Genomic DNA, 12973 nt, shown 5'->3' with positions numbered 1-12973 from the left:
GCGCAGGCTGCGTTCGGTGAGGTCGCCACCGATCACGTCCAGGGCCCTCGACGCCGGTGCAACAGTGGTTCCGGCGCGCGTGGTTTCCATGGTCACATGTTCTCCATACTTCTGTTCGCTGCCATGCCGGAACGGTTCCCGCCGCACCCATTGATCGGTTCATTTGCCGGGGGTATCGATAGCGTCGGGACAGGTGATCGGACCCGCATGGACGCTACGACTTTACCACCGGGTAACGACGGCGGCAGTGGTCTCTGCGGGCTACGCGCACCTGAGACTCGACGGTGTTAGGGAGATCAGCACCTTCACCGGCGCCGTATAGCTTGTAGTTTGAGTCCCGTACGGGGAGAGCCAGTTGCCGGATTGCGCCTGCACTCGAAATTGCACCGCCGAGTTTCCGCCCAACGCAAGTATCCCCTCGTCGAACGAGCTTCTGAACACTGAAAACTCTTTCGCGGACACAGCCGTCATATTGTTCCATACGGACCACGCGGCGTTGCCGGATCTCCACGTAACAGTGAAGGTTGGTGTAACTGGCAGGCTCTGGTACGTCCACTTCAGCCTGACCCCGTTCGTGACGTTCTCACAGGTGACTCCAGGCGCAGGTAGCGAGCCGGCGCCGGATAGAACATGCGCTGTCGCTCCATCCGTGAACTGCGCCCACGCTGGGGATCCTGCGTTGAACGCTCCACCGGCAAGAACCAGTCCTGCGCTGACTGCCATGCTCGTCGCTCTCCATAGCTCGCGCTTGCGTCGACGTGGTGCCTGTCGCAATGCCCGGCGTCCTGATCTCGGCGTTGAATGGTCCGCGCCGTCACTCTCATCGTCACCCGCGCGAGCCCGTGAAGCGAACGCGACATACAGCAAGTACGCCGTGAGCAGACCGCCGAGGAACAGCGCCACGGGACTGCTGAGCCAGGCCACGGCATACCCAAGAAGTGGCGCAGACCAGAAGACCCGGTCCACTTCCGTGACGGCATAAGTTTCGGCGTCGACGACGTCGTTCGCGTCGCCCTTCAGAGTCAACGCTGTAAACCCGTCGGCAGAACCGACGGCGGCGACACGGTGAGTGATGCGAACGCCCGCTGCGTTCCCGGTGCTGACGATGTCACCCACACGGATGTCGTCCGCGTCCACCAGAACGCTTAGCGCGAGTCCACCGGTAGGAATAGTTGGCTCCATCGAGCCGGACTTGAACATCAGGGGCTTCACCCCGAAGAGCACGCCGGCCAACGCAGCCAGCAGGCACAGCGAGCCCAGGACCGCGCCGACGGTCAAGAGGGCTTCCTGCAACTTCGAGGTACGCCGCACGTTACGGCGCCTGGTCAGCAACGAAGGTGAAGAGAGCTTCCGCCGTTGTGCCTTGAAGCTCATTTGCTGCATTACCCGGCAACGTCACCTGAATGCATAACTGCTCTGAGGACGTGGGTCCCAGTGGCCTGTCAACGCTCAGCAGTTCAGCGGCATCGAAAGTCGTTGAACTCGCAGCCAGCAGCTTCCCTACGCAGGTCGTGCCGTTCGTACTCAGCTGCCCGGTGGCGTCAGTCTCATACACTGCAACCGTCAGCGCGGAGAGCAAGGCGGATGTCGCTCCACCCGCAGTGATGTTGTAGGTGAAGGGAAGAGTGCCGGTATTCGACACACCGACGATCGCCGCCTTCTGGACCGCAGGGTACATATTCGTCATGGAGAGGGAAGTCAGGTCGACGGCGTCATCAGGATCGCCGTTGAGCGTCAGGTCCAACTTCCCGGCGCTGAAGGTCGCCGTGGCAGTCGCTTCATCGGTCCAGGCGGCAAGAGTTCCGACTGCGCCGAGCCCAGCCACCATGCCGAGCGACAAAAGAGCGCGGAGGCAGACTCCTCCGGTCCGTGTTGAGCGCGTCGCGTTGGCTGAATTATGCCGGCCCATGGCCACCTTCTTCTTTGGTGTTCTTCTTCTTACGGCTGGATGCCACCGCGAGTGAACCGCCGGTTGTGAGCGCTGCTCCCGATACTGCCCACCACAGAGCGGTGAAGCCTGTATCCGGAAGCATCCCGAACGGCTCACCGGGATGTGCTTCGGGTTGTCCCCCGGGCAACCCGGGCGTTGCCGGAACCTGTCGATCCGGGCTTGGTGAGGGCGAGACAGGACTATCGCTGTCTTGACCACCTTCGCCGGGGATCGACTGCGTCAGTCGCACGTCGAACGCCATCGGTTGGTTCAGGTTCTGGGTGCTGTTGCCGGCCGCCGCATCAAGGCCAACTGTGACTGTGACCTTTCGGCTGTCCTGCGGGTCCATACTGTCGACTCCGAGCAGCACGCGGTCGGTTTCACCGCCGGACGCTGCGGGCGAGTCGTCCATCGCTGCGCGAACCCTTAGTTGGTACGCGTCCTCCCCAGCCGCCGGCAAGTCCGCAACCAGTGCGACTTTCAGGTCAGCCGGGTCTGGGCTTGAGTTACGCACCCAGAAACTCGCCGAAGTTTCGTCCCCAGGCACGAGCACCGGTGTTTCGTCGAAGATTGGGCCCGTCAGTTCGGTGTCCCATTCCTTCCCATCGAGACTGAACAACAAGGGATCCGCCGCAACTGCCGGCATGGCGCCAACGCCGACAAGTCCGGCGGAGAGAACAGCCGCTGCCCACAGTCGATTCCTCATTGGACGTCACCCGCAACGGATTCGGCCGATCTGCGTGACCGCGCACCTTCGATCAGGGCGCTGCCGAACATGAAGGCCGTATAGCCGAGCAATAGGACGACAGCGCCACCCACTGCCCAGATACGCTGCTCGCCGGTCAGCCATCCGTTGACATATCCGACCAGCGGCAGCGTGTACCAGACGACGCCGCGAATCTGCTCCGGCCGTACCTGTTCCTCGTCCGGTGAAGGGCTGGCGTCGCCCTGCGTAGTCAAGGTGATGCCATCGCTGCTCGAGGTACGGGCAATGATGCGGTGCGTAACGACTGCCGGTTCGCCGGAACGGATCTGGTAGGTGATTGCCTCGCCTATACGCAGTTCCTCGGGGTTGGCTTCCTTGGTGACAATGAGACTCCCGGGCGGCATGCCCGGCCGCATCGACCCCGTGAGGACGGTATAGGAGCCGGAGCCGAACAGCTGCGGAATAACGACCATCACCGTGACAAGACCGAGAACCGCCAGAAGGCACAGCCAGGAGAGAACCTGGCCCACCCACGACAGCACACCGGACTTCTCCGGTGCGTTGTCGTGCCTGACGTGCCTCATTGGGCTTGGTCTCCTCTGAAGGTGAAGGTTGCGGTAACTGTCCCCTGGGACGCGCTCAGCGGTGCATCATCAGCCAGTGACACTGTTAGGCACAGCCTGGCGGACGACGACGGTGCAAGTTGCGTCCCGGTATAGCTCGCTGCTGCAAGTGGTCCCTGATAAAGCGTGGCGACGTTCCCGGTGCTCCCGTCCCCACACGCGGTGTCGTTCGTGACGATGAGCGAGAGTCCAGCTTCAAGGTCCCTGTCAGCGGCCGTCGAAGTGGCAGTGGCAACTCCTGCGAGCCGGTACACCAGATCCGTCGACCCGCCGTTGGAGATAGTCAGCGGAGCGCTCACCTCGTGTCCGGGTGCGAGGTTGCTGGCACTCAGTGCGGTGAAGACGTAGTTCTCGGGCTGGCCGCCCGCGAGCAGTTCGAGGTTACCGGTGCTGACCGTTCCCGGGTTGATGGAAGCTTCATCGCGCCATAGGGCACGCGTGGTGCCCGTTGTCGCGAGGACGACGAGCACCACTGTTCCGGCTAATGCCAGCCACAGCCTGTTTTTCATTACCCCGCCGGTTCGTTTCCGCCGTCTGGTGCCGAAGGGCGCGTAATCAGGAAGCAGTCTGAGTCAGAACCAACTCCGCGCCGGCGAGATCGATGGTGCCGTTCTGGCCAGCCTCTGAGTCGACGGGAAAATCGACCGTAACAGTGACATTGAAGTCGTAGGTGGCGGCCTCGGTGAAGGTCAAGTCGGCCCCGTTCACTCCGAGGCCCGCACCAGCCCCGTCGGCCACAATGCTGACCGTCGTGCCCGCCGGAAGAGTTGCCTGATCTATGCCTGCCAGGCTGAGGCTGCCCTTGATGTTGTCACCTTCGGCAACGACGTCGACGTTGTAGACGGCAGTCAGTGTGTCACCGGGAACGATGTCCGGAGTGGCCGTCTCAATTGCTCCCTCGGTCGAAGGATCGTCACCAACGATCGTGTCTCCGCCGTCGTAGGACCAGCCCTGCGTCGAGACTGCGTCGAGCGTGAGGACACCCGTTGACACGTTGCCTGCGTTGAGGCTTGCGCTGTCCGTCCAGACTGCATAGGTTCCGGCACCGCCGAGGAGGAGTGCGCCGGCCGCAGCGGCCGCAAGCGTGCCCTTAGTTACTTTGTTCATAGCGAGACCTTCTCTGAATTCTGTCGGCCCCGTCCCATACGTTGGCCCCGATAAGCCCCACTGTATGAACGAAAGTTCAAGGGAAACCGGTGGTTACTCTCATGTTTCCCAAAGTTTCTATATCGCTGTAAATACTAGAAGGGTGACAGGCGGCGTCCTGAGCCGCGGTGCCGGATTCCCCACCTTCTACCCGGCGGCCCCCCAGCACGACGGCGTGTCCCCGGCGACACGCCGCACACGCGCCTAGAACCCGGGGAAACCAGCCCGCGCAAGGACGCACAGACAAAGCCCTAGGCCGCGAACACCGCATCCACGACGTTCTGCGCCCACTCGAGAATCGCGGCATCGGCGAGGTCCCGCCCACCGATGGACGACGTCTTCGGCTTCGGAATCAACGCCGCATTCATCGCGGGCTTCACCGACGCACCCGGGTACATCCGCTTCAGGCGCATCTCCTTGGACTCCGGCAGGTTGGCCGGCGCGAACTTGATGAAGTTCCCCTGCATCGCGACGTCGGTCAGGCCCACAGCCCGAGCACGCACCCGGAACCGAGCAACAGACACGAGGTTCACCACGGGAGCGGGCAGGTCGCCGTACCGATCGCGAAGCTCCTCCACCACCTCGTCGATCGCACCATCGGTCGAGGCAGACGCCAGCTTCCGGTACGCCTCGAGCCGCAGCCGCTCCCCCGGCACATAGTCATGCGGCAGGTGTGCGTTGACGGGCAGCTCGATCTTCATCTCCGCGGCCTTCTCCTCGGCCTCGCCGCGGAAGTTCGCCACGGCCTCGCCGACCAGCCGTATATAGAGGTCGAAGCCCACACCGGCGATGTGCCCGGACTGCTCACCACCCAGCAGGTTGCCAGCACCGCGGATCTCGAGGTCCTTCATGGCCAACTGCATACCGGCGCCGAGCTCGTTATGCGACGCGACGGCCTTCAAACGCTCCAGCGCCACCTCACCCAGCGGTTTCTCCGACGGGTACAGGAAGTACGCGTACGCCCGCTCGCGCCCACGCCCCACACGGCCGCGAAGCTGGTGCAACTGTGACAGGCCGTAGTTGTCGGCGCGGTCGACGATCAGCGTGTTCGCGTTCGAGATGTCCAGGCCGGTTTCGATGATCGTCGTACACACCAGCACGTCGAACTTCTTCTCCCAGAAGTCGACGATGATCTGCTCCAGCCGCGACTCGCTCATCTGCCCATGCGCCACGGCGACGCGCGCCTCCGGCACCAGCTGCTGCAGGTGCGAGGCCGTCCGGTCGATCGACGACACCCGATTGTGCACGAAGAACACCTGCCCCTCGCGCATCAGCTCGCGCCGGATAGCCGCCGAAGTCTGCTTGTCCGTGTACGGGCCAACGTACGTCAGTACGGGGTGCCGCTCCTCCGGCGGCGTCGCCAGCGTCGACGTCTCGCGGATCCCGGTCAGCGACATCTCGAGCGTTCGCGGAATCGGCGTCGCGCTCATGGCCAGCACGTCCACGTTGGTGCGCATCTTCTTCAGCGCTTCCTTGTGCTCGACGCCGAACCGCTGCTCCTCGTCCACGATCACCAGGCCGAGATCCTTGAACTGCACCTCGGTGGAGAGCAACCGGTGCGTACCGATGACGACGTCGACGCTTCCGTTCTTGAGCCCCTCCACCGTTTCCTTGGACTCCTTGGAAGTCTGGAACCGGGACAGCGCACGGATGCGCACCGGGAACCCGGAAAACCGCTCCGAAAACGTCTCGAAGTGCTGCTGCACCAGCAGCGTGGTCGGCACCAGGACGGCCACCTGCTTCCCGTCCTGCACCGCCTTGAACGCGGCACGGACGGCGATCTCGGTCTTGCCGTAGCCCACGTCGCCGGACACCAAGCGGTCCATGGGAACTTCCCGCTCCATGTCGGCCTTGACCTCGTTGATCGTGGTCAGCTGGTCCGGCGTCTCGATGTACGGGAACGCCTCTTCGAGCTCCCGCTGCCACGGCGTGTCCGGCGCAAACGCGTGCCCGCGGGACGCCATCCGCGCCGAGTACAGCCGAATCAGCTCCCCGGCGATTTCCTTGACGGCCTTGCGCGCCTGGCTCTTGGTCTTCGCCCAGTCCGATCCGCCCATCTTCGAGAGCGCAGGCGTATCACCGCCGACGTATCGGGTCACCTGGTCCAGCTGGTCCGTCGGCACGAACAGCCGGTCTCCCGGCGCGCCACGCTTGGACGGGGCGTACTCCAGCACCAGGTATTCGCGGATGGTCTTTGTAGGTCCCGCGCCCGTCGACCGCTGAATCAGCTCCACGAACCGCGCCACACCGTGCTGCTCGTGCACCACGAAGTCGCCTTCGCGCAGCTGCAAGGGGTCGACGGCGTTTCGACGCTTCGAGGGCATCTTCCGCATGTCGCGGGTGCCCGAAGCCGTGGTGCGGCCCAGCAGGTCGGCCTCGGTCAGCAGGCCGAGCTTCAGCCCGTCGAGCACGAAGCCGCGGCCCTCGCACCCGGTGGTGATCTCGATGATTCCCGGTTGCGGCGCGCCGTCGAGGGACTCAACGCGCGACGCCGGGATGTCGGCATCGTGGAACAGCTCGGCCAGGCGCTGCGCTGGACCAGGACCCTCGGTGGCTACAACGACGCGCCACTGGTCACGCACGCGCCCACCGATGAACTCCATCATCTCGGCGACGTCGCCCTGGTACCCGCGCGGTTCACGGGCGGCAACGGTGAAACTGTCGACGTCGGTCAACAGGTCATCGGAGCCGAAGGACGTGATCGCCCACCACGCAACATCGTTCGCGAGCGCCGACGATCGCGTGTCGGTCAGGGACCGGAAGCTCGCTGCCTCCAGATCCGAGCCCAACTGTCCGCTCAGATCAACGGGCGCCGCACCGCCGTCGGATGCTGTAGCCCACGCAGCCTGGAGGAATTCCTCGTTGGTCGTCTCGAGGTCATGGGCGCGCGCACGCACCTTTTCCGGCTCGACGACGACAGCGATCGACCCGGCGGGCAGCTCGCCGACAAACGGCACCATGGCGTCGACCAGCACCGGCGCGAGGGACTCCATGCCCTCGACGGCGATCCCGCCGGCGATCTTCTCCAGCATCCCGGCCGCCGCGGGCAGCTGATCCTTCAGCTTCGCCGCCCGGGACATGACCGACGGCGTGATCAGCAGCTCACGGCATGGCGGCGCATATAGTTCGGTCGGAGCACCCCGGTCACCGTCGGTGGGCAGCGAGCGCTGGTCGGCAACGGCGAACCAGCGCATCTGGTCAACCTCGTCGCCGAAGAACTCGACGCGGATCGGGTGGTCCTCGGTGGGCGGGAAGACGTCGATGATGCCGCCGCGGACCGCGAATTCACCGCGGTGCGTCACCATGTCCACCCGCGAGTAAGCGGCGTCGGCGAGCGCACGGACAACCTCATCGAACTCGCGCTCCTCGCCTACCTTCAACGCAACCGGTTCCAGCTGGCCCAGGCCCGCGACCAGCGGCTGCACGACGGCGCGGATCGGTGCGGTGATGACCCGCACCGGGTCAGCCCCCGGGTGCGCGAGCCGCCGCAGGACCGACAGGCGCCGGCCCACCGTGTCGGAACGGGGCGAAAGCCGCTCATGCGGCAGGGTTTCCCAGCTCGGGAACTCTTCGATCGACGACGCCGGCAGGTAGCTGCGCAGCGCAGCTGCAAGATCCTCGGCCTCCCGCCCGGTGGCGGTGACCGCTACGACCACCGCCTGCGGCACGCCGCTGCCGCCGTCGTCGGCTGCTTCCGCGAGGCCGTCCACCATTTCAGCCAGCAGTGCGGCGCGCAGGCCGGTGGGGGCGCCGATCTGGAGGTCTGTGCTGCGGTCAGCGACGGATCGGGATGCGTTGGTGCGCACGCGGGCGAAGGTGGGGTCCTCCTGCAGGGCAGCGCGGAGGCCGTTGAGCGTGGGTCCGTTGGGGGCCATGACAATCCTTCGCCGGATTTGGAACAACACGGGACGTAGACAACACGAAAGCCCGAAATTCGCGAAGAATCCCGGGAGTCGGCGTTAACCTTACCGCGCAGCGCCGATCGGTGCCCGATGGCTGGGTCCTCAGGCTCGCCTAGGATGGACGAGGACTAAAACTCTCAAACCCCGGAGGATTTGTGGCACTCAGCGCCTCGACCACCCTGCCCTACGACGTCGCAACGGTGACCAGTGTTTTCACCGACGAAGCGTTCCTCAAGCACACCAGTGAGCACGTGGGAGGCGAACTGAAGTCCCTCACGGTCGACGGCGACACCTCCGCCGCCTTCACGCTCACCGCGGTGCGCACCCTGCCCACCACCCGGCTGCCTGATTTCGCGCGGAAGTTCGTCGGCGAAAGCCTCACGGTAACGCAGACCGAGAACTGGACCGCTCCCCTGGCCGACGGTTCCCGAGAGGCCAAACTGTCCATCACCATCGCGGGCGTCCCGGTCTCGGCCGACGCCGTCCAGCGCCTGATTGCCGAAGGCACCTCCACCCGTGTGGACGTCGAGGGCAACGTCAGTTCTTCCATCCCGTTCATGGGTGCCAAGATTGCCGACGCAGCTGAGCCGATGATCGGCAAGGCCCTGAACCTGCAGGCAACCCAGGCGAAGAACTGGCTGGAGAACCGCTGATGGACCTGCCCACACCGCTGTCCATCGTTCTGATCGTTGCCGGGATCTGGACGCTCATCGTGTGGCCGCCCTTCCTGCGCCGCGTCTTCAAGGACCCCCGCTCGCGTGATGAGAACGGTGCAGCCACCCGCTTCCTGAAGGTTCACTTCATGCTGGTGAGCACGTCGATGATTCTCGGTGCAGCAACCCTGGTGATCGGCATCCGCACCCTCGTGGCCTAGCCATATCCCGGCGCATCGGCAACCCCGCCTGTTAGGGTAGGTAGCCGGTGTGCCGGGAAGTCTGGTCGGCAGTGTTTTGCCCTGCCCGCTTAAGGAGGCCTACGTGTCGAGTCACCAGCCCAGGAACGTCCTTGGACGGTCCAGCTACCCCGAATACCTGCGGATCGGCGAGATACTCCGCAAGGAGACCGTCGGCGGAATACTCCTGATCATCGCCGCAGCTCTGGCGCTCATCTGGGCCAACTCCCCCTTCTCGGACAGCTACTTCGCGCTGCGAGATTTCGAGTTCGGCTACGAGCCCTGGCACCTCAAGCTCTCGGTCGGGCACTGGGCAGCAGACGGCCTGCTCGCAATCTTCTTCTTCCTGGTCGGCCTTGAACTCAAGCGGGAGTTCGTCGCCGGCGACCTCCGAAGTCCCGCCCGCGCGATCGTCCCGGTGGCCGCTGCCGCCGGTGGCGTGATTGTCCCCGCCCTGTTCTACGTTCTGGTCAACCTCAGCTCTCCCGACACTTTGCGGGGCTGGGCCATCCCTACGGCCACTGACATCGCTTTCGCGGTTGCCGTGCTGGCCGTCATCAGCTCGCACCTGCCGAGTGCACTGCGGATCTTCCTGCTGACCCTGGCCGTGGTGGATGACCTGATTGCCATTGCCATCATCGCGTTCTTCTACACCGAGGAAGTCGAATTCACCTTCCTGCTGCTGACCCTGATTCCTCTCGCGCTCTTTGCCTTCCTCGCGCAAAAGAACCCGAAGTTCTTCGGTCGCAGGACCCCCGCAGCGTGGGTGATCCTCCTGCCGATCGGGATGGTCGCCTGGGCGCTGATGCATGCCTCCGGTGTCCACGCGACGGTGGCCGGCGTTCTGCTCGGTTTCATGGTTCCCGTGCTGCGCAAGGGCAGGGACGGCAAGGTGATCCCACCGGAGGAGGGCAAGCCCGGCCTCGCGGAGACCTTCGAGCACCGCTTCCGTCCGCTGTCCGCGGGTATCGCCGTGCCGATCTTCGCGTTCTTCTCAGCCGGTGTGGCGATCGGCGGCATGGACGGACTCGTTTCGGCGTTCACCGATCCGGTCACCGTCGGCATTGTGGTGGGCCTTGTCCTCGGCAAGCCCATCGGTATTCTGCTGACCACCTTCGTGATCACCAAAACCACCAAGGCAACGCTCGACCCAGACCTGCGCTGGGTGGACCTTCTCGGCGTCGGGCTCCTGGCCGGTGTCGGATTCACCGTGTCGCTCCTGGTCAATGACCTGAGCTTCGGGCAGGGCTCCGAGCACAATGACCATGCCAAGGTCGCGATCCTCGTGGCGTCCCTCCTGGCCGCCGTGCTGGCCACGGTGCTCCTGCGCAGCCGCAACAAGCGCTACCGCAGGATTGAGGAAGCCGAAAAGGTCGACGCCGACCACGACGGCATCCCCGACCTCTTCGAGGATGAGAATCGCCGCTAATAACTCAGTGAACACCCCGGAATTACCCGGGGTGTTCGTCTGTGCTCCTGTTTCGGGTTGCCCGGTGTTCACGCACGTTCGGGACCGTGGGACGGGAGGTCGAGCGATCTCCTGAGGCAACCAGGGAGACCCCGCTCATGGCGCTCACGACCGAGCTTTATCCGACAGAGATCAGTTCCGGGTCCTGGGACACCGGGCACATTCAAGGGATCGCCGTCGACGAGAAGAACGGTTACGTCTACTCCTCGTTCACCCGGATGCTCGTGAAGACGGATTTTCACGGCAACGTCCTCGGCACAGTCGAAGGCTTCACCGGACACCTCGGCGATGTTGATTTCAACGAGATGGACGGCCGAGTCTACGGATCGCTGGAATACAAGGCCGACGAGGCCTTCTACGTCGCCATCTTCGACGTCGACAACCTGGTCCGGATCGGGATGGATGCCGAGACCTCGGGTGTTGTGACCGCCGTACACCTCAGGGAGGTCGTCGCCGACTACACCGCCGACATGGACAGCGACGGCATCTTCGACGGCGATACCGCGGATACCGCAGACCACCGCTATGGGTGTAGCGGCATTGACGGGATTTCCTTCGGACCGGAGTTCGGAAACGCGGAAGGCCCGCAGCAGCTGATGGTTGCGTACGGCATCTACGAGAACAACAACCGGGATGACAACAACTACCAGGTCATCCTGCAGTATGACGTGTCTCGGTGGGGCGAGTACGAAAGAGCCCTCACCCAGGTGAACCCACACCGTTCAGGCCCCGAGGACGTGGACGGCAAGTACTTCGTCCGTACCGGCAACACCCGGTACGGTGTGCAGAATCTGTCCTACGACCGGTCGAGCAGGCTCTGGTTCCTGGGCGTGTACAGGGGCAGTAAACCCGGGTATCCAAACCACAACCTGTACATCGTGGATGGGACGGCCCAGCCGGAAGTAGAGCTGCTGGAGGGACAGCCCAGGGAGGAGAAAGGGCTGGTCCTCCCGCTGTTGCAGGAAGGCATCCTGTCCGAGGACACCGGCATATATGGGTGGGAGTTCAAGGCCGACGTCGGTTTCGAACCTCTCGCCAACGGCTACTTCTACGTGGCCCGCAACTTCTACGACTACTCGAGCGGCCGCAGGCAGGAGTCCGCACGGCTGGAGCTCTACCGCTGGCATGGTGTCCCTCCGATGGGTTTCGCCAGAGTGTCAGATTAGGTCTCTTTTGGAAGAATATGTGCTCAACTGTGCACATATGGATAGTATCGCTCATGTGATTGAAGTCCTGCGCGTCGGCGCCTATCGGAGGTTGTTCACCGCACAGGTCGTGGCGCTCCTCGGAACAGGCCTCCTCACTGTCGCGCTGGGCCTGTTGGCGTTCGACCTCGCGGGTGGACAAGCCGGTGCCGTGCTTGGCACTGCGCTCACCATCAAGATGTTCGCGTACGTGTTCGTCGCCCCCGTAATGGCAGCCCTGGTGGAACGGCTCCCCCGCAAGGCCGTGCTGGTGGTAGCCGACCTGGTGCGCGCCGCCATCGCCGTCATGCTGCCCTTCATTGACCAGGTGTGGCAGATCTACATGCTTGTGTTTGTTCTGCAGGCAGCCTCGGCTACCTTCACACCGGCGTTTCAGGCGTTGATCCCGGTGGTCCTGCCGAAGGAGAAGGATTACACCCGGGCACTGTCGCTGTCCCGGCTCGCCTACGATCTCGAGTCCCTCCTCAGTCCCGTCCTGGCCGCGGCGCTCCTGACGGTACTGTCCTACAACAACCTGTTCGTGGGCACCATGGCCGGGTTTCTGGTCTCGGCCCTGATGGTCATGAACACCCAGCTTCCCCTCGTCGCTCCGTCGAAGTCAGCGGGTTCCCTGCTGCGCCGCACCACGCTGGGCACCCGGATCTTCCTCAGCGAACCATCCCTGCGCGGGCTGATGGCGCTGAACCTGGTTGTCGCCTGCGGTACCGCCCTGGTGCTGGTCAACACCGTGATCTACGTGCGGGACCTGTTCGGCGGATCTAATGTCGGGGTCGCTGTCGCCCTGGCCTGCTACGGTGCCGGCTCCATGGTGGTGTCACTCACGACTCCGGCGATCCTGGACCGTGTCAGCGACCGGGACCTGATGCTCGCCGGCGCCGCACTGGTCACGCTCGGGGTAGCGCTGGCCGCCGCCGTCGCAGTTTTGCGACCGTCCTGGATCGTGCTCCTGGCCGTCTGGGTTCTGCTGGGCGTAGGCACCTCGATGATCAACACGCCCTCGGCGCGGCTCCTGCGCCGGGCCGCTACCGACGACACGCGCTCCTACCTCTTCACCGCCCAGTTCTCTTTGTCCCACGCCTGCTTCATCATCGGCTACCCGGT

At 64.2% G+C, this 12973-nt stretch carries 12 protein-coding genes; 5 read left to right on the top strand and 7 right to left on the bottom strand.

The window, feature by feature from the left end:
* Nucleotides 1–261: 261 nt before the first annotated feature.
* From RIF85_RS11360 to mfd, 7 genes are all read right to left on the bottom strand, one after another.
* The gene (locus tag RIF85_RS11360; RefSeq protein WP_309072014.1) at nucleotides 262–1374 is read right to left on the bottom strand and encodes a signal peptidase I; all 1113 of its coding nucleotides are present in this window, start codon (nucleotides 1372–1374) and stop codon (nucleotides 262–264) included.
* Complete coding sequence (locus RIF85_RS11355) at nucleotides 1313–1909, bottom strand: SipW-dependent-type signal peptide-containing protein (RefSeq protein WP_309072013.1); 597 nt, start codon at nucleotides 1907–1909, stop codon at nucleotides 1313–1315. The genes RIF85_RS11360 and RIF85_RS11355 overlap by 62 nt, the downstream gene beginning before the upstream one ends.
* The gene (locus RIF85_RS11350; RefSeq protein WP_309072012.1) at nucleotides 1896–2636 is read right to left on the bottom strand and encodes an LPXTG cell wall anchor domain-containing protein; all 741 of its coding nucleotides are present in this window, start codon (nucleotides 2634–2636) and stop codon (nucleotides 1896–1898) included. The genes RIF85_RS11355 and RIF85_RS11350 overlap by 14 nt, the downstream gene beginning before the upstream one ends.
* Nucleotides 2633–3220, bottom strand: a complete 588-nt coding sequence (locus RIF85_RS11345; RefSeq protein ID WP_309072011.1) for a signal peptidase I — start codon at nucleotides 3218–3220, stop codon at nucleotides 2633–2635. Before RIF85_RS11345 ends, RIF85_RS11350 begins: the two co-directional genes overlap by 4 nt.
* Nucleotides 3217–3768 carry a hypothetical protein gene (locus tag RIF85_RS11340; RefSeq protein WP_309072010.1) on the bottom strand — a complete coding sequence of 184 codons (552 nt, stop codon included), beginning with the start codon at nucleotides 3766–3768 and terminating at the stop codon, nucleotides 3217–3219. The genes RIF85_RS11345 and RIF85_RS11340 overlap by 4 nt, the downstream gene beginning before the upstream one ends.
* A 46-nt stretch (nucleotides 3769–3814) precedes the next feature.
* Entirely contained in the window at nucleotides 3815–4366 is a 552-nt protein-coding gene (locus RIF85_RS11335; RefSeq protein ID WP_309072009.1) for an alternate-type signal peptide domain-containing protein, read from the bottom strand.
* Between the two features lie 290 nt (nucleotides 4367–4656).
* Entirely contained in the window at nucleotides 4657–8280 is a 3624-nt protein-coding gene (gene mfd / locus RIF85_RS11330) for a transcription-repair coupling factor (RefSeq protein ID WP_309072008.1), read from the bottom strand.
* A gap of 182 nt (nucleotides 8281–8462) precedes the next feature.
* Here mfd and RIF85_RS11325 point away from each other — a divergent pair, with 182 nt between their 5' ends.
* From RIF85_RS11325 to RIF85_RS11305, 5 genes are all read left to right on the top strand, one after another.
* The gene (locus RIF85_RS11325; protein ID WP_309072007.1) at nucleotides 8463–8960 is read left to right on the top strand and encodes a DUF2505 domain-containing protein; all 498 of its coding nucleotides are present in this window, start codon (nucleotides 8463–8465) and stop codon (nucleotides 8958–8960) included.
* The gene (locus RIF85_RS11320; RefSeq protein ID WP_309072006.1) at nucleotides 8960–9181 is read left to right on the top strand and encodes an SCO4848 family membrane protein; all 222 of its coding nucleotides are present in this window, start codon (nucleotides 8960–8962) and stop codon (nucleotides 9179–9181) included. Before RIF85_RS11325 ends, RIF85_RS11320 begins: the two co-directional genes overlap by 1 nt.
* A 103-nt stretch (nucleotides 9182–9284) precedes the next feature.
* Nucleotides 9285–10628: a Na+/H+ antiporter NhaA gene (nhaA, locus tag RIF85_RS11315; protein ID WP_309072005.1), complete on the top strand. Its 1344-nt coding sequence runs from the start codon at nucleotides 9285–9287 to the stop codon at nucleotides 10626–10628.
* Between the two features lie 137 nt (nucleotides 10629–10765).
* Nucleotides 10766–11833, top strand: a complete 1068-nt coding sequence (locus RIF85_RS11310; protein WP_309072004.1) for a hypothetical protein — start codon at nucleotides 10766–10768, stop codon at nucleotides 11831–11833.
* Between the two features lie 55 nt (nucleotides 11834–11888).
* On the top strand, nucleotides 11889–12973 hold a 1085-nt coding region (locus tag RIF85_RS11305), incomplete at its 3' end, for an MFS transporter (protein WP_309072015.1).

It is taken from the genome of Arthrobacter sp., assembly GCF_031179385.1.
Taxonomy (GTDB): Bacteria; Actinomycetota; Actinomycetes; order Actinomycetales; family Micrococcaceae; genus Arthrobacter_D.
Note: the sequence above shows the minus strand (reverse complement) of the source record. Positions and strands in the feature narration are given on the sequence as shown.

What these genes read in the sequence shown, in the direction of transcription:
- RIF85_RS11360 (WP_309072014.1), bottom strand. Translation starts at nt 1,374, where the DNA reads ATGAGCTTCAAGGCACAACGGCGGAAGCTCTCTTCACCTTCGTTGCTG.
- RIF85_RS11340 (WP_309072010.1), bottom strand. Translation starts at nt 3,768, where the DNA reads ATGAAAAACAGGCTGTGGCTGGCATTAGCCGGAACAGTGGTGCTCGTC.
- RIF85_RS11310 (WP_309072004.1), top strand. Translation starts at nt 10,766, where the DNA reads ATGGCGCTCACGACCGAGCTTTATCCGACAGAGATCAGTTCCGGGTCC.
- mfd (WP_309072008.1), bottom strand. Translation starts at nt 8,280, where the DNA reads ATGGCCCCCAACGGACCCACGCTCAACGGCCTCCGCGCTGCCCTGCAG.
- RIF85_RS11320 (WP_309072006.1), top strand. Translation starts at nt 8,960, where the DNA reads ATGGACCTGCCCACACCGCTGTCCATCGTTCTGATCGTTGCCGGGATC.
- RIF85_RS11345 (WP_309072011.1), bottom strand. Translation starts at nt 3,220, where the DNA reads ATGAGGCACGTCAGGCACGACAACGCACCGGAGAAGTCCGGTGTGCTG.
- RIF85_RS11355 (WP_309072013.1), bottom strand. Translation starts at nt 1,909, where the DNA reads ATGGGCCGGCATAATTCAGCCAACGCGACGCGCTCAACACGGACCGGA.
- RIF85_RS11335 (WP_309072009.1), bottom strand. Translation starts at nt 4,366, where the DNA reads ATGAACAAAGTAACTAAGGGCACGCTTGCGGCCGCTGCGGCCGGCGCA.
- RIF85_RS11350 (WP_309072012.1), bottom strand. Translation starts at nt 2,636, where the DNA reads ATGAGGAATCGACTGTGGGCAGCGGCTGTTCTCTCCGCCGGACTTGTC.